This is a genomic window from Pseudomonas fluorescens, assembly GCF_041354075.1.
Classification (GTDB): domain Bacteria; phylum Pseudomonadota; class Gammaproteobacteria; order Pseudomonadales; family Pseudomonadaceae; genus Aquipseudomonas; species Aquipseudomonas fluorescens_CE.
The window spans coordinates 62845-78766 of record NZ_JARZGC010000001.1; the positions used below are offsets into that span (position 1 = coordinate 62845).

Genomic DNA, 15922 nt, shown 5'->3' on the forward strand with positions numbered 1-15922 from the left:
TGAATAACCAATGAAAAGACCATTAGGGGAGTGAACATGAGCGCTATCGAGTACCGCAACCTGGGCCGCAACGGGATCAAGGTGTCGCCCATCACCCTGGGGACGATGATGTTTGGCGGGCAGACCGACGATGCGGTGGCCAGGCGAATTGTCGACAAGGCGTACGAGCAGGGCATCAACTTCATCGACACCGCGAACGGCTACAACGGCGGTGCTTCGGAAGAAACCGTGGGCCGCCTGATCGCCGAGCGGCGTTCGCAATGGGTGCTGTCGACCAAGTTCGTCAACCCGAACCCGGGGGCGCTGGGCCCCAATGATCGCGGTGCTTCGCGGCACAACGTGATTCAGTCGGTGGAGGCCAGCCTGAAACGCCTGAACACCGATTACATCGACCTGTTCTATCTGCATCGCGAGGACCATACGACGCCGGTGGAAGAGACCCTGCGCGCGTTGTCGGACCTGATTCGGGCGGGCAAGATCCGTTCCTATGGCCTGTCCAATCATCGTGGCTGGAAACTCGCCGAATTCAGCCGCACCGCCGACCTGCTGGGCATCGAGCGCCCGGCAGCCAGCCAGCCGCTGTACAACCTGGCCAACCGCCAAATCGAAAACGAGCACCTGCCGGCGGCCGAGTACTACGGGATTGGCGTGGTCTCCTACAGCCCGCTGGCCCGTGGCGTGCTCACCGCCAAGTACGATCCGAGCCAGCCGCCCTCCGAAGGCACCCGCGCCGGGCGCAACGACAAGCGCCTGCACCAGACCGAATGGCGCCCCGAGTCGCTGAACCTGGCGCAGCGCGTCAAGGACCACGCCCAGGCGCGCGGAATCACCCCGGGCCAGTTCGCCCTGGCCTGGGTACTGAACAACAAGCTGATCACTTCCGCGATTGCCGGGCCTCGTACCGAAGAGCAATGGAATGATTATGTGCCGGCACTGAACTACGCCTTTACCGCCGAAGATGAAGCCTTTATCGACGACCTGGTGATCACCGGTCACTCTTCGACGCCGGGTTACAACGACCCGAGCCATCCGTTTGCCGGGCGTAAGTCGCGGGTCTGATGACGCGCGGGCTTGCTCGCGAAGGGGCTTACAGGCGATATCGCTGCTCGATGGCGGTTCGCTTTCGCGAGCAGGCTCGTTCCCGCACTGAATCTTGATGTCGATCCCTGCCCCACAGGTGGGTGTCGGATCAGTTTTTTGCCAGGTTCCAATGCCGCCATTGCGGTTGTACCAACAGCAGGCTGGCAATTGTGACCGCCACCAGACCCCACAAGGCAATGGTGGTGGCCACGCCCAGGCGATCGGCCATGTAACCGGCGACCAGGGTGGCCAAGGGCTGCAGGCCGAAGCCGATGATGCTGAACAACCCCATCAGGCGGCCGCGCATGGTCGCGGGCGAGAGGATCTGCACCAGGCTGGTACAGGTCACCATCGCCTGCGAGGTGGCCAGTCCGAACATGAACAGCGCGAACAGTTGCAGGAAAAGCAGGCTGGACAGCGCCGAGACCACCAGCCAGCCGCCCATCCAGACCAGGGTCAGCGACAGCGTCAGGCCCATGCGCCGGATGTGGCTGATCACCGGCGACAGAAAAAACGCATACACCAGCGACCCCGCCGCCGCAGCGCCCAGCAGCAGACCGGTGCGCTGCGGATCGCCCTGGGCCACCGCCGGGAGCAGGGCCAGGGTGCCCAGGCCGAACATGGTCAGCGCCGCGCTGCAGATGTAGATATTGCGCAGGGTCAAGGTCTGGCGAATATGCGCCACCGCCTCGCCAAGGGAGACTTTTTCACCGGCATCGGGCTGCCGTTGCTGGACCTGACGCAGGGACATCAGCGACACAATCACCACCCAGTACGACAAGCCGTTGGCCCAGAAGGCCGCCGACATGCCCACCTGCGCCACCAGATAACCCGCCAGTGTTGGCCCCAGGGTGCGGCAGACATTCAGGATCATCGAGTTGATGCTGATCAGCTTGCGAATGTTGTCCAGGCCCGCCAGGTCGAACAGAAACGCCTGCTGCGTCGGGAAATACACCGAGTTGACGCACCCCATCAGAAAGGCAAAAAAGAACAGGTGCGCCAGTTGCACCTGCCCGGTCTGGATCAGTGCGGCGATCACGAAGGTCAGGGCGATTTCCACCAGGTGACAGCCGATCAACAGCTTGCGCCTGTCATAACGGTCGGCCAGGGCGCCGGTGAACAGGCTGAACATCAGGATGGGAAGGCTTGAACACAGCGCACTGACCCCCAGCGCAAACGCCTGCCCGTCCGACAGTTGATACACCAGAAGTGCCATCGCCGTTTGTTGCAGCCAGAGGCCGATCATCGATACCGACTGGCCGCCAAGGTAAGTTCGAGTGTGCGCGGATTGCAGGGGAGTGAAATTATTCAGCCACAACGAAAGAGCAGACATAAATAGGTTATATCCAGACAAAGTGCAGAGCAGAAGGTAGGGCTGAAAACGCGATGTAATCTGCGCAATGCATCGGGTGCTGTCAATTGAAACGCAGTCATAAACTCAGAACTTAACGATCTATGTGGCGCCAATTAGTTTCCTTTACACTCGTTTCACCTCGCACGGGGCATGAGCTGTTTTTATTTGTATAAAGCGCTTTTTCAATGCCGTGCGACAACGTCCGTCATTATGTTTGTAGTTTCAGGTCGTCGCTCTTAGTTGCGACGTGCTGTCATATTTTTAATGGCGAATGTTATGACCGACCTTAATCTTTGGTACACCCGCTGCCCGACGCCGACGCCCTTGGGGCTGGCCGTGAAGTTGGGCTTTTTGCAGTCCACGCTCGCGGCAAAGTCGGTCGGCCTGCAGTCGCTGCAAAGTTCGACAGATGAAAAAGTCCGCGCCAGTCATTTCGATCACACCCAGCCCTGGTCCTTTCGCCAGGGCGGCAATATCCCGCCGATCCATGCCCGGGCCAATGGCCGCGATACGCGGCTGATCGGCATCAACTGGATCGACGAATTCCAGGCCGTCATCACTTTGCCGTCCTCCGGGGTGCGCACGGTCGCCGAACTGGTGGGCAAGCGCCTCGGCCTGCCACGCCAGCCGCCGGGCATCATTGATTTTCAGCGCGCCACGGCGCTCAAGGGCTTGCTGTCGACCTTGCAGGTTGCCGGCATTGCCCGCGAGGCCGTGCGTTTTGTCGACGTCGCCACCGGCACTGCGCAGTGGGGCGACACCACGCCGGGCTACCCGCCCCAGCTTGTGCGGCGTCTGCCCTATGCCAATGAAATCACCCAGTTGATCAAGGGCGAGATCGATGCGTTCTTCGTCAAGGGCGCCGAAGGCCTGAGCCTTGCCCATCAGTTCAACGCGGTGATTCTCAGTGAAACCGGCGGCCATGCCGACCCGGCGATCCGCATCAATAACGGCACGCCACGCTTGTTGACGGTGGACGGCACCTTGGCCCGGGAACGCCCGGACCTGGTGCAGTCGCTGTTGGAGGCGGTGGCTGAAGCCGCCCGATGGGCCGCGCAGCATCCCGATGAGACCCGGCGCTTTGTCGCTCAGGAAATCGGCGTATCGGAAGAGGCCGTGCAGGGTGCTTTCGGTCCGGAGCTGCATCTGAAGTTCAGCACCTCGATCGATGCGCCAGGGTTGCAGGCGATCGATTCGTTCAAGGGTTTCCTGCTGGCGGAAGGCTTCATCGACAACGAATTCTCCGTGGAGGCGTGGGTGTATGACTGAGGCGGTGACCTGGGATGTCATCGTTCTCGGTGGTGGCGCGGCCGGCCTGGTCGCGGCCTATCATGCGCGCCAGGCGGGGGCTTCTGTGCTGGTGGTGAACAAGGGCCTGGTGGGGCGCAGCGGCGCGACCATCACCTCGGGCGGTGGTGTTTCGATCGCGGGCGAAAGCCTGGTCGCCATTGGCCTGGAAGCCGATGCCAGCGATACCGAGGAACGCTTCCTGCAGGACACCGTGGTCGCCGGCTCCTGGCTCAATGATCAGTCGTTGGTGCAGAGCATGGTCACCGGCATCGGCGAGGAGATGCGCCGGCTGATCGACTGGGGCATCAAGTTCACCGTCAACCGTCGCGCCCCCGGTCACAGCAGCGGGCGCGGCGTGCACATCAGTGGCGTCGACATGCAGCGTGCCTTGACCCGTATTGCCCAGCAGGCGGGAGTGAGTTTTCGCGAGGACTTCCAGTCGACGCAACTGTTGCGGCGCGAGGGGGCGGTGGTCGGTGTACTCGGATTGGATAGGCGCAGCGGCACGGTTGAGAGCATTCATGGCCACAGCACCGTCCTCGCCACCGGCGGCGCGACGTCCAACTGGAGTTTGCGCACCGCGCCGGAAGAGTTGTCCGGGGAAGGGCAGCGCATGGCCGTGGAGGCCGGCGCGACCCTGATCGACATGGAAATGATGCAGTTTCTGCCCTGCTGCCTGACCGCTCCGGCGCTCTGGCGCGGTTTGCAGTTCCCATGGATTCTCGGACCGCAAAGCGGCGTGCATGCCTGGCTGATGAATCGCTTCGGTGAACGCTTCATGGCGCGCTGGGACCCGCAGCGCATGGAACTGGCGACCCGCGACATGGTGTCGGCCGCCAGCGCCACGGAAGTCTACGAGGGGCGTGGCAGCCCCAACGGCGGGGTGTACCTGTCGTGGAAGCATTTGCCCAACGACATCATCGACAACTTCCCCAGCACCTCGCGCTCGATCAGCGCGCACTGGCAGTGGGAAGGTTTTGACATGACCCCGCTGGTGGAGCGGATCAAGCAGGGCTATGCCATCGAAGTGGCGCCCGCCGCGCATTTTTCCCTGGGCGGCGTGCAGGTCGATACCGGCGCGGCCACGGGTGTGCCGGGGTTGTTTGCCTGCGGTGAAGTCACCGGGGCCATGCACGGCGCCAATCGCCTGTCCGGCAATGCCGGGGCGCAGGTGTTGGTGCAGGGCCGTGTGGCCGGCCAGGCAGCCGCAAACGATGCCCGGGAGCGCCGGGCCCGGGATCGTCGGGCACAGAATGATGACGAGGCCGTGGCAGTGACCCTCGCGCCGTTCCAACGCACAAGTGGCATCGCGCCATTTGAGCTCAAGGAAAGTCTCTCGCAGCTGGCTGAACGCGCCCTTGGCCCGGTACGCAGCGCCAAGGCGCTGGACGAAGGCTTGGCGCAATTGGCCGACCTCAGGAACAACGTGTTGCCGCAACTGGCGTGCCGCACCCCTGACCGGATGTGGAACCGTGACTGGAGCGATGCGCTGGAGTGTCAGGCGGCGTTCACGGTGATCGAGTCGGCGTTGCTGGGCGCCAGGGGGCGCGAGTATTCGATTGGCGCCCATCAGCGTCACGATCACAAACACGCCGACAGCGGCGTGCTCAGCCATTCACTGGTGAACGACGAAGGGGGCGTGCTGGTGCGCCGTACCCGGGCCGTCGCCTTTCCGTGGGTGGCACGACCATGACGCCTTCAAGGAGTGTTGCATGCTGATGCACCTGACGTTGTACCGCGACGGTGAACTGCGACAATTGGACATCCGCTTGCCGCCGCCGGCCGGGCTCGGCCTTGGCATCGACCGCTGGGAAGGGGCGTCGGTGAGTACCGCGTTGCAATACGCCCAGCGGGTGTTCGAACCCAACCTCGGTTACTCGCTGTCGTGCCGCCGGGGCCTGTGCAAGCTGTGTGCGATGCGCATCGACGGCGAAGTCAAACTGGCCTGCACGGTGGCGTTGCACGACGGCATACGCATCGAACCGGCCAAGCCCAAGCTTGCGCTGCACGACACGGTCGTCGAACTCAGCCTCGTTAGAGTCAAGCCCGAGCGTGTGGCTAAAGCGGCCACCGGGCACCGCATTCCAACAACCACCTGACTGCCTGTCGGGATTGCATTTCCAATCACCCCGTGAACCCTTTCAGGAGTTGAACCATGTCTGAAGCCTTGCGCAAAACCGCACCGGAAACCAACACACAGCCCACGGCAATCTGGTACACCCGTTGCCCGGTGCCGACCACCTCGGGCATCGCCCAGCACAAGCATTGGCTGCAAAACGAATTTGCCCGTCACGGCATCAAGCTCGACTCGATCCGTGCTTCCGAAGACCGGGCCGTACGTGAATCGCATTTCCGCCACAGCCTGGCCGGTAGCTTCCGCGAAGGCGGAAACGTGCCGCCGATCTGGGCGCGGTCGTTGGGCCAGGACACCGTCGTGGTGGGGATCACCTGGGTCGACGAACAACAGCAGGTGTTCGTGCGGGGCGACAGCGACATCCACACCGTCGCGGATTTGCGCGGGCGCAAGCTCGGCGTGGTGCGCAAGGCGGCCAGTGACCTGGTGGACGTCGGTCGCGCCGAAGGCCTGCGCGGTTTGCTGACGGCATTGCAGTTGGGCGGCGTGCCCCGCGACAGCGTGGAATTCGTCGATATCGCCGCGCCGGAATGGGACCTCAAGGAAGTCTCCAAGACCCGGGAGGACCATCACGCCATCCCGACCCTGGCGCTGCTCAACGGCACGGTCGACGCGATCTTCATCAAGGGCGCCGGCAGCGCCCGTGCGTTGGCCCAGGGGCTGCGCCCGATCATCAACATCAACGAACAGAAGGACCCGCTGCTGCGCCTGAGCGCCGGTTCGCCACGGCCGATCACCGTCGACCGTCAGACCCTGATCGACTCGCCGGACATCGTCGCGCGTTACCTGGCGGTGCTGTTGAAAACCCACGAATGGGCCAAGACACATCCGCAGGAGGTGGTCACCACCATCGCCGCCGAAACTGCCACCGACGAGGCGAGCGTGCGACTGGCGTTCGGCGAGCAGGTGCATCTGGCATTCGAGCCGACGCTGTCTGAGGTCTACGTCGAAGGCTTGCGCCGGCAGAAGGACTTCCTGCTCACCGAAGGCTTCATCGACAAGGACTTCGATTTCGACCGCTGGATAGACCCGGCGCCGTTGCAGCAGGCCCAGGCAATCAAAGACCAGATCGTGCTGGATTGACACCGGCGGCATGGACACGCCGGACTGGGGCCGGCGTTTCTCTTCGACATCACTGAACACTGACAGGATTAAAAATGGGCAATGTCCAAACCGTCCCGACGCTGAATTCGCCCTGGCGTCAAGCGCCGGGCAGTGAGTTGCTCGACTTCGGGCGGGTCTACCTCGGCCCACTGTCGCAATCACGCCTGCACAGCACGCCCAAACGCATACTGAGCCGTCGTGAAGCGGCGCTGCTCGGCGTGTTCGCCCTGGTGCTGCACGGTGCCGTGATCGTCTGGGTGAACAACACACCGACGCCGGCGCTGCCTATCGTGCCGCCGGAAATTCCGCCCATGACCATCGAGTTCTCGCAGCCGGCGCCGCCTGTGGTGGAGCCGCCACCGCCCGAGCCAATCGTGCAGCCCTTCGTCGAGCCACCGCCACCGGTGGAGGATGAATTGGCGGTCAAGCCACCACCGCCCAAACCGGTTCCCAAGCCCAAGCCGGTGGTGAAACCGGTGCCCAAGCCGGTGGCCAAACCGCTGGAGCAACCACCTGCGCCACCGGTTCCGACGCCTCCGGTCGCCGCGCCTGCACCCCCGGCACCGCCCGCACCGAAACCGGTGACCCCGGCCTCGGCGAGTGCCGCTTACCTGAAGAACCCGGCCCCGGAATACCCGTCGCTGGCGATGCGTCGCGGCTGGGAAGGCACGGTGCTGTTGCGCGTGCACGTGCTGGCCAGCGGCAAGCCCGGGGAGATCCAGATCCAGAAAAGCAGTGGCCGCGACCAGCTCGATGACGCCGCACTGGCTGCGGTCAAACGCTGGAGCTTCGTCCCGGCCAAGCAGGGCGATGTTGCCCAGGACGGCTGGGTCAGCGTGCCCATCGACTTCAAGATCAAATGACGCAATTGCTGACTGACATCGCGGGCCACCTGACAAAAGGCGCATCGCAACAAACGACTAATGCCTTGTTGGAGTGCCGACCATGAACCTCATCGCTTCCCCTTTCGAATCCATCGAACACGCGGTCATCTGGCTGCTGATTGTCTTTTCTGTCGCCACCTGGGGCCTGGCCCTGCTCAAGGGCGTGCAGTTCACCCGCCTGAAGAATCAGGACCGGCGTTTCCACAAACAATTCTGGGCTGCTTCCAGCCTCGATTCCGCCGCGCAACTGGCCCACGACCAACCCGGTGCCGCCGCCCGTGTCGCCCAGGCCGGGTATGCCGCGATCCAGGTGCCGGACGGGGCGCAGGCCACCGACCTGAGCCAGGCGATCAATCACCAGGACCGCCTCGAGCGCGCCCTGCGCCAGCAGATCGTGCGTGAGCGCCGCTCGCTGGAAACCGGCCTGGCGATTCTCGCCAGCATCGGCAGCACCTCGCCCTTTATCGGCCTGTTCGGTACGGTCTGGGGCATCATGTCCGCGCTCAAGGGCATCAGCGCGGCCGGTTCGGCCAGCCTGGAAACCGTGGCCGGCCCCATCGGCGCCGCGCTGGTCGCCACCGGCGTGGGAATCGCCGTCGCGGTCCCGGCGGTGCTGGTCTACAACTACTTCCTGCGGCGCCTGAAACTCACGGCCGCCGACCTCGACGACTTCGCCCACGACTTCTACAGCCTGGCGCAAAAGAACGCCTTCCGCGTACTGCTGCATCCGGCCCACAAAAAATCCGCCGCCACCGCGACCGGGCAAACAGTGAAGGAGGCGTCCTGAGATGGCTTTTTCCACCCAAGACAGCGATGAAGTGCTGAGTGAAATCAACGTCACGCCCCTGGTGGACGTGATGCTGGTGCTGCTGGTGGTGTTCATCGTCACCGCGCCGCTGCTGACCAACTCGATCCCGATCAACCTGCCGAAGACCGAAGCGGTGGCACCGGTGGAACAGAAAGACCCGCTGGTGGTGAGCATCGACGACAAGGGCAAGCTGTTCATCAACAAGGACGAGATTCAGCCGGACCTGCTGGAAACCAACCTCAAATCCGCCAGGGAAAAAAACGCCGACCTGCGTGTCCAGTTGCAGGCGGATAACGGGGTGAACTACGGCGAAGTGGCGCGGGCCATGGCGTCGATCGAACGGGCAGGAATCACCAAATTGTCAGTGATTACCGCGAAGTAGGGGCGTGAGCGGCGGTTCATGCAGGGTTCGCCACCGCAGGCGTGCCCCGCAACGCGGCACGTGCAGACAGGCACGCCAGAACCGCCGCCACCCCCAGCAACAGGGCACTCAATTCGAAGGTCGCGCGGTAGCCGCTGAAGTCGAACACCAGGCCGCCCACGGTCGCGCCAGACGCGATGGCCAGCTGGACGATGGCGACCATCAAGCCGCCTCCTGCTTCTGCATCGTCCGGCAGCGTTTTCGCCAGCCATGTCCACCAACCCACTGGCGCTGCCGTCGCCACCAGCCCCCAGATTCCCAGCAAGACAGTGGTGGTGATCGCCGAGCTACCGAAGGACACCAGAGCCAGTGCGATCATGGCCATCAGTACCGGGATGACGATCAGGGTGCGATGCAGGCCGACCTTGAGGAACGCTTCGATCAGGAAGGTGCCGGCCAGGCCCGCCAACCCCAGCACCAGCAGCATCAGCGAGAGCATGGACACACTGACGTGGGTGACGGTTTCAAGGAAGGGGCGCAAGTAAGTGAACAACATAAACTGGCCCATGAAAAATACGCTGACCGCGACCATGCCCAGCGCGACCGGCACTCTTTTCATCAACCGCAAGGCATTCGCGTTGCCGGCGCTGGCGGTGTTTTTCATCGTTGGCAAGCTGATCAAGAGCCACAGGCCGGCGAGGATCGCGACCGGCACGATACAGAAAAACGCCCCGCGCCAGCCGATCAGCGCGCCGAGGAAACTGCCCAGCGGTGCGGCAATCACCGTCGCCAGGGCATTGCCGCCATTGACGATGGCCATCGCCCGGGTGACCTGATCTTCGGCCACCAGGCGCATCGCGGTGGCTGCCGACAGCGACCAGAAACCACCGATGGCGATGCCGATCAGGGCGCGGCCGAGCATGAATGTCGTGTAGTTCGGTGCGAACGCCGCCACCGTTCCAGAAACGATCATCAGCAGCGTGAGCGACAGCAGCAATGGTTTGCGCTTGACTCGCGCTGCCACCGAGGCGATCAGGAGGCTGGTGATCAGGGCGAACAATCCGGACATGGCGATGCCCTGGCCGGTCTGTCCTTCGGTGACGTGCAGATCTGCCGCAATGGGCGTCAGCAGGCTGACGGGCATGAACTCCGAGGCCACCAGAACGAAGGCGGCGAGGGACATGGCGAATACCGCGCCCCATGATTGTCGGGGGTGATGGGTCATGGTTTGAATCCTGCGCAAAGCATCGCGCCCCCTGGAGCGGGGGCGCGGGGAAGGGGTGTTTTTATCGAGGGGCTTCAGCCGGCGAGTGTGGCGTTGTCGATCACGAAACGGTACTTCACCTCGCCCTTGAGCATGCGCTCATAGGACGCGTTGATCTGGTCGGCGCGCACCAGCTCGATGTCGGCGACGATGCCGTGTTCGGCACAGAAATCCAGCATCTGCTGGGTCTCGGGAATGCCGCCGATCATCGAGCCGGCAATCGTGCGGCGCTTGGTGATCAGGTTGAACACGTTCGGCGAGGTATGCGGCGAGGCGGGAGCGCCCACGAGCGTCAACGCACCATCGCGCTTGAGCAGTACCAGGAACGCATCGAGGTCGTGGGGCGCGGCGACGGTGTTGAGGATGAAGTCGAAGCTCTTGGCATGCGCGGCCATTTCTTCGGCGTTGCGCGACACCACCACTTCGTCGGCGCCCAGTTGCCGGGCCGCCTCACGTTTGGACTCGGACGTGGTGAAGGCCACGACCTGCGCACCCATGGCATGCGCCAGCTTGATGCCCATATGACCCAGGCCGCCGATGCCGACCACGCCGACTTTCTTGCCCGGCCCGGCGTTCCAGTGCCGCAGTGGCGAGTAGGTGGTAATGCCCGCACACAGCAGCGGCGCTACGGCGGCCAGTTGTGCTTCGGGATGGCGGATGCGCAGGACGTAACGCTCATGCACCACGATGTTTTGCGCGTAGCCGCCGAGTGTCCAGCCGGGCGCGTCCGGGGTCGGGAAGTTGTAGGTGCCGACCATGCCGTCGCAGTAGTTTTCCAGGCCGGACTCACAGTCGTCGCAGTGTTTGCAGCTGTCGACGATGCAGCCGACACCGACCAGGTCGCCCTTCTTGAAATCCGTCACATGGGCGCCGACTGCGGCGACGCGACCGACGATTTCATGCCCCGGTACGCAGGGAAATTGCGTGCCTGCCCACTCCGCACGCACCTGGTGCAGGTCCGAATGGCAAATGCCGCAAAACGCGATATCGATCTGGATGTCATGGGCGCCGGGCGTGCGGCGGTTGATCTGCATGGGCTCAAGGGGTTTGTCACCTGCATGGGCACCGTAGGCGTGTACAAGCATGGGAAATTCCTGATTGAGTAAGTCGGATGCCCATTCTCTGTCCATGCCGCGGATTCGCTGTAGACCATTCCTGTGGATTGCTTGCCTGATTCTATGAGTGTTGGCCGGTCCCCTGGCACGGGTTGTCATTTCTGCAGGTTATGATGGCGTCATCGCTTATGTTCAAAGACTCAAGGACACGGGAATGCGGATACTGATAGTGGGCGGCGGCATTGCCGGCTTCGCCATGGCCAGGGCCCTGGAACGCCGGGGCCTGGAACCGGACCTGATCGAACGACGCCAGGATGAAACGCCCGGCGGCATGGGGTTTTATCTGCCGGGGAACGCCGGCCGGGCCCTTGAGCAATTGGGGCTGCTGGAGTCGGTGCGCGCTGTCGCGGCGGTCATCCACACGCAACGCATCATGGATCAGCGTGGACGAATGCTGACCGTCACCGATACCCAGGATTTCTGGCGGGATTGCGGGCCTTGCCTGTCGCTGCCGCGCAATGCGCTGCACGCGATCCTGCGTGGCGCGCTGGAACGCACCCGGACCCGGTTCGGTGTTTCGATCACTGGTATGATGCCGTCCGCCGAGGCGTGCGAAGTGGCTTTCTCCGACGACACCACGGCCACCTATGACCTGGTCATCGGCGCCGACGGCATCGACTCCACGGTTCGCCGGATGATCTTCCCGTCGGTACAGCCGTCGTACGTCGGCAATGTCTGCTGGCGCTTCATCACGCACAACAGCCCGGGCATCGACGGCTGGACGGCGATGCTGGGCAAGGGGCGCACCTTGCTGGCCATCCCTGTCAGCCGCGAACAGGTCTACGTCTATGCCGACATGGCACTGGCCGAAGCGGACGCCGATCGCGTCCGGCACGCCTCGCTCGAAAGCCTGTTCGCCGACTTCGCCGAGCCGCTGTTGCCATTGCTCGCCCAGGCCGGGCAGGACACGCATTTCGGCAGTATCCAGCAGGTGGTGATGCAGGACTGGTATCGAGGCCGCGCCGTGCTCATCGGCGACGCGGCACACGCGTCATCGCCGAGCATGGCGGAGGGCGCCGGCATGGCCCTCGAGGATGCACTGGCGCTGGCCGAAGCCCTCGCGGCGCATCAGGACATCGCGTCGGCGTTGCAGGCCTACAGCGCGAGACGCAAGCCCAGGGTGGATTGGGTGCAGAAACAATGTGTCGCGCGCGACAAGATGCGCACGCTGCCGACGCCTGCGCGTAACTTCATTCTCAAAGTGCTGGGCGACCGGCTCTACAAGCGCAGCTACACGCCGCTGCTGACACCTATCTAAACGCTCAGGCCCCGTTCTCCAGGGGCCGCTCGATCAGGTACTGGCACACCAGGCGTTCGCCGCGAAGGCACTGGTCCGCCGCCGGTTGCCCGGTGGCCTCGGAAAAAAACGAGGCCATGGCGCGACACACGCAAGGTTCGTCGCGCACCGCGCCGCCCAACGGGCAGGTGTAGTTGCGCACCATGATCCCGTCTTCCTGGGAATGGGCTTCGGTGCTGGCGCCGAGCGAATTGGCAGCCGCCATGGCCGATTGCAGGCCGCTGTGGAAATCCTGCGGCATGGCGATGCCGGCTTCGCGAGCGAGGTGACGACCGGTTTCATCGAGCAACTCGCTGATCTGCCGTTCATCCATGCGCGTCTGCATGACCTTCAACAGCCCGCGCAGAAACAGGCGGTAGGCGCTCGATTCGATGTCCTCGCTGCCCGGCGCCGCCTCGTACACCACCGGCGGTTTACCCAGCATCCCGCGTTGTTTGACGGCAGCCCGGCGCACCGCGCCTTCGGCTTCGAGCTGACGCAACTGCACGTTGATGGCGTTGCGCGTCACGTCGAGGTGCGCGCACAGCTGCACGACGGTGAGCGGTTCGCGTTGCAACAGGCGCAGGATCTCGTTTTTCGTGGTCACGAAAAAGCCCTTGTGGTCCAAAAGTGCGAATCATAGCAATCCCTTCAGGAAAAGCGGGATAAAGCGATTAATGACAATTGGTATTGTCGTTAATCGCTTTGTGCCGTTAGACTTGCCTGGCAAATCCAAAACCAAACGCGGACGCGCGGGATTTCTGCTGTTGCAGCAAGTCGCGGTGTGCAGACGTCCGGAAGATGCCAAGCCTGATTTTTCCTGAGCCCATACAAATGAACGCACATGAAAATGCCCGTCCGGCCGAAATGGTCGATGCCCTGAACGCCGTGTTCGGTAAACACAAGGCTGCTCGAAGCTCACACGCCAAAGGTGTCTGCGCGACCGGGCAGTTCACGCCATCGGCGAAGGCGCCGCAGTGGGTGCGCTCCAGCCTGTTTGCCCAGGGCGACGTTCCGGCCGTGCTGCGCTTTTCGATAGGGGGTGGCAACCCTAACGTTTCCGATAAAAGCCGTACCGTGCGGGGCCTGTCGGTGCATTTGAGCAACGGCGCCCAGGCCTACGACCTGATGATGATCTCCGAGCCGGTGTTCTTCGCCGCGACGCCCGCATCCTTCGTCGCGTTCCTGCAGGCACGGGTCGCCGATCCGGAGACCAAAAAACCTGACCCCGACAACATCAAGGCGTATGAAGCCAGCTTCCCCGACGGCAAACTCCAGCCGCGACTGCTGGCCTCCCACCCGGCACCGGCGTCCTATGCCACCACGCCTTATTTCTCGACGCATGCCTTTCGCTTCGTCAACAGCAAGGGGGAGGGGACATGGGGCCGACTGGTCATGGAACCCGTGGCAGGCACGGTCTATCTCGATGAGACGCAGGAAGGCGATCTGCCCGACGCTTTCCTGGCGGCGGACCTCGAATCGCGTTTGCAGACCGGCGCTGTGCAGTTCGACCTGTACATCCAGCCGGCCGGTCCGCAGGACTCGCTGGTCGATCCCTCCCAACTCTGGAGCGAGAACCTGGACGGCCGCCTCGAACTGGGCTGCCTGAGCGTTAAGGCCACGGCGGCCGATGCTCTGTGCAACCCGGGCGTCTTCGATCCGATGCGCCTGCCCGACGGCATCGAACCCTCGGACGATCCGGTGCTGATGTCGCGCAGCGCGGCGTACAGCGTGTCGCTTGAGCGTCGCCAGGCCGCCGACCGGGACGCGAACTGATCAACCGTCACGGGATATTTTGAGCGTCGGATCAATGGCTCCTTTGGTTGGCCGCAACCAGCCATTTTTGACCCACACCGCGTTGGTGTGGGTTTTTTTCGTCCAGGAAAACCTGCTGATCAACGCTTGCTGAACGCCAACCGGGCGGCGAACAGCACGAAGATCATTCCGGTTGTGCGATCCATCCACTTGATCACGTTTTCCCGGCGCAGAAAATGCGCCAGCGGCTGCGTCGCGCCGATCAGGGTCATGGCCCAGATCAGCCCCAGCGCGACATGGATGCTCACCAGGCCAAAGGTCCAGGCAATGAGGTTGTGCCCCTGGGGGATGAACTGGGGCAGGAATGACACGTAGAAAATGCCGACCTTGGGGTTGAGGGCGTTGCCCATCATGCCTTTGAGGAACCAGTTGCCACTGGGCCTTGTGTCCGCTTCGACCGGCGCAATCGAACGGCGTGGACGCAGCAGCATGTTCAGCCCCAGCCAGGCCAGGTACGCGGCGCCGCAGTATTTCAGGACATTGAACGCCAGCTCCGAGACAGCGATCAGCGCGCCCAGGCCGAAGGCGACGGCGGCGCCCCATAACAAGCAACCGGCATTGATGCCCAGCGCCGCGCGCAATGCCTGCTGCCGACCTTCCACCGTGGCGGTCCTCAGGATCAATGCGGTATCGAGGCCGGGGGTCAATGTCAGCAGGGTAGCGGCGAGGGTGAAGGCCAGAAGGTTGTCGGCGATGGACATGGGCTGGGGCGTCGGCAGAGGGAACATCCACGAACGTTAACATGCCGCTGAATGCCTGAGCAGGCTGCCCCAGTGGTTATGTGCCAATGCATGTTCCTGGTGGGAGCGAGCCTGCTCGCGATGCGGGCTGTCAGTCTCCATTGATGCTGGATATGCAGACCTCATCGCTGGCAAGCCAGCTCTCACAGGGTTCTTCAGCGAATGCGATATCGCTTTACTTGGACAGGATCAACAGCGGCGTATTTTTCTTCACGATGTAGGTCGCCAGTTCCGACGCGGTGGTCGAGCCAACGTTCTTTGCCGTATGCGCGACACCTTCCGGAATGAACAGCGAGTCGCCCGCTTTCAGCGTCACGGATGGCTGGCCTTCGAGCTGGTACTCGAACGTGCCACTGTCGACGTGGGCGATTTCCACACCCGGGTGAGAGTGTTTGGGCGCGGCGACGCCTGGCTCGAAGTCCACACGCACCTGGATGACTTCGCGGTCGGCGGCCCCCAGGTCCCCGCGCAACAGGTCCGTACGGTGCAGGCCGGTCTGCCAGCTCTTGGCAGTCTTGACGTCTTCGGCCTGGGTGAGGCCAGCGAATGCGCCCAGTGCGAGGCTCGCAGCAAGGGCAGCACCCAATACGCCAGCGGTTTTACGAGTCTTGAATCGAGACATTTTTTGTTCTCCTGGAAGAGCACGGCGAAGGGTTGAGGGGCCGCGTCTGCGGTGACTTCATTAGGAGGGCGCGGT

Annotated in this window: 16 protein-coding genes; 10 read left to right on the forward strand and 6 right to left on the reverse strand. The window is 63.2% G+C overall.

Annotated features, from left to right (window positions below; translation table 11 throughout):
- Positions 1–36: 36 nt before the first annotated feature.
- On the forward strand, positions 37–1059 hold the full coding sequence (locus QIW53_RS00315) for an aldo/keto reductase (RefSeq protein WP_371047723.1): 1023 nt from the start codon (positions 37–39) through the stop codon (positions 1057–1059).
- A gap of 130 nt (positions 1060–1189) precedes the next feature.
- Here QIW53_RS00315 and QIW53_RS00320 read toward each other — a convergent pair whose 3' ends face one another.
- Positions 1190–2413: an MFS transporter gene (locus QIW53_RS00320; RefSeq protein WP_371047724.1), complete on the reverse strand. Its 1224-nt coding sequence runs from the start codon at positions 2411–2413 to the stop codon at positions 1190–1192.
- Between the two features lie 297 nt (positions 2414–2710).
- On the opposite strand from QIW53_RS00320, the gene QIW53_RS00325 reads away from it, so the two are divergent.
- The 7 genes from QIW53_RS00325 to QIW53_RS00355 all read left to right on the forward strand — a co-directional run bounded on the left by QIW53_RS00325 (position 2711) and on the right by QIW53_RS00355 (position 9036).
- The gene (locus QIW53_RS00325) at positions 2711–3703 is read left to right on the forward strand and encodes an ABC transporter substrate-binding protein (RefSeq protein WP_371047725.1); all 993 of its coding nucleotides are present in this window, start codon (positions 2711–2713) and stop codon (positions 3701–3703) included.
- Complete coding sequence (locus tag QIW53_RS00330) at positions 3696–5417, forward strand: FAD-dependent oxidoreductase (RefSeq protein WP_371047726.1); 1722 nt, start codon at positions 3696–3698, stop codon at positions 5415–5417. The genes QIW53_RS00325 and QIW53_RS00330 overlap by 8 nt, the downstream gene beginning before the upstream one ends.
- A 19-nt stretch (positions 5418–5436) precedes the next feature.
- Entirely contained in the window at positions 5437–5823 is a 387-nt protein-coding gene (locus QIW53_RS00335; RefSeq protein ID WP_371047727.1) for a 2Fe-2S iron-sulfur cluster-binding protein, read from the forward strand.
- A gap of 56 nt (positions 5824–5879) precedes the next feature.
- Positions 5880–6941 carry an ABC transporter substrate-binding protein gene (locus QIW53_RS00340; protein ID WP_371047728.1) on the forward strand — a complete coding sequence of 354 codons (1062 nt, stop codon included), beginning with the start codon at positions 5880–5882 and terminating at the stop codon, positions 6939–6941.
- A gap of 74 nt (positions 6942–7015) precedes the next feature.
- The gene (locus QIW53_RS00345; protein ID WP_371047729.1) at positions 7016–7825 is read left to right on the forward strand and encodes an energy transducer TonB; all 810 of its coding nucleotides are present in this window, start codon (positions 7016–7018) and stop codon (positions 7823–7825) included.
- A gap of 82 nt (positions 7826–7907) precedes the next feature.
- Entirely contained in the window at positions 7908–8633 is a 726-nt protein-coding gene (locus QIW53_RS00350) for a MotA/TolQ/ExbB proton channel family protein (protein WP_371047730.1), read from the forward strand.
- 1 nt (position 8634) lies between these two features.
- On the forward strand, positions 8635–9036 hold the full coding sequence (locus QIW53_RS00355; protein WP_192301687.1) for an ExbD/TolR family protein: 402 nt from the start codon (positions 8635–8637) through the stop codon (positions 9034–9036).
- A 16-nt stretch (positions 9037–9052) separates the two neighbouring features.
- On the opposite strand, the gene QIW53_RS00360 is transcribed toward QIW53_RS00355, so the two are convergent.
- The gene (locus tag QIW53_RS00360) at positions 9053–10240 is read right to left on the reverse strand and encodes an MFS transporter (protein ID WP_371047731.1); all 1188 of its coding nucleotides are present in this window, start codon (positions 10238–10240) and stop codon (positions 9053–9055) included.
- A 74-nt stretch (positions 10241–10314) separates the two neighbouring features.
- On the reverse strand, positions 10315–11364 hold the full coding sequence (locus QIW53_RS00365) for an NAD(P)-dependent alcohol dehydrogenase (RefSeq protein ID WP_192301686.1): 1050 nt from the start codon (positions 11362–11364) through the stop codon (positions 10315–10317).
- Positions 11365–11548: 184 nt separating this feature from the next.
- Between QIW53_RS00365 and QIW53_RS00370 the strand changes: the two genes are divergently transcribed.
- Complete coding sequence (locus tag QIW53_RS00370; protein WP_371047732.1) at positions 11549–12652, forward strand: FAD-dependent monooxygenase; 1104 nt, start codon at positions 11549–11551, stop codon at positions 12650–12652.
- 4 nt (positions 12653–12656) lie between these two features.
- Here QIW53_RS00370 and QIW53_RS00375 read toward each other — a convergent pair whose 3' ends face one another.
- A complete protein-coding gene (locus QIW53_RS00375) occupies positions 12657–13277 on the reverse strand; it encodes a helix-turn-helix transcriptional regulator (protein ID WP_371047733.1) in 621 nt (206 codons plus the stop codon).
- Positions 13278–13504: 227 nt separating this feature from the next.
- On the opposite strand from QIW53_RS00375, the gene QIW53_RS00380 reads away from it, so the two are divergent.
- Positions 13505–14446 carry a catalase family peroxidase gene (locus QIW53_RS00380; protein ID WP_371047734.1) on the forward strand — a complete coding sequence of 314 codons (942 nt, stop codon included), beginning with the start codon at positions 13505–13507 and terminating at the stop codon, positions 14444–14446.
- A gap of 119 nt (positions 14447–14565) precedes the next feature.
- On the opposite strand, the gene QIW53_RS00385 is transcribed toward QIW53_RS00380, so the two are convergent.
- Positions 14566–15186 (reverse strand): LysE family translocator, encoded by a 621-nt coding sequence (locus QIW53_RS00385; RefSeq protein WP_371048066.1) that lies wholly within the window; start codon positions 15184–15186, stop codon positions 14566–14568.
- 214 nt (positions 15187–15400) lie between these two features.
- On the reverse strand, positions 15401–15847 hold the full coding sequence (locus QIW53_RS00390) for a cupin domain-containing protein (protein WP_371047735.1): 447 nt from the start codon (positions 15845–15847) through the stop codon (positions 15401–15403).
- Positions 15848–15922 lie beyond the last annotated feature (75 nt).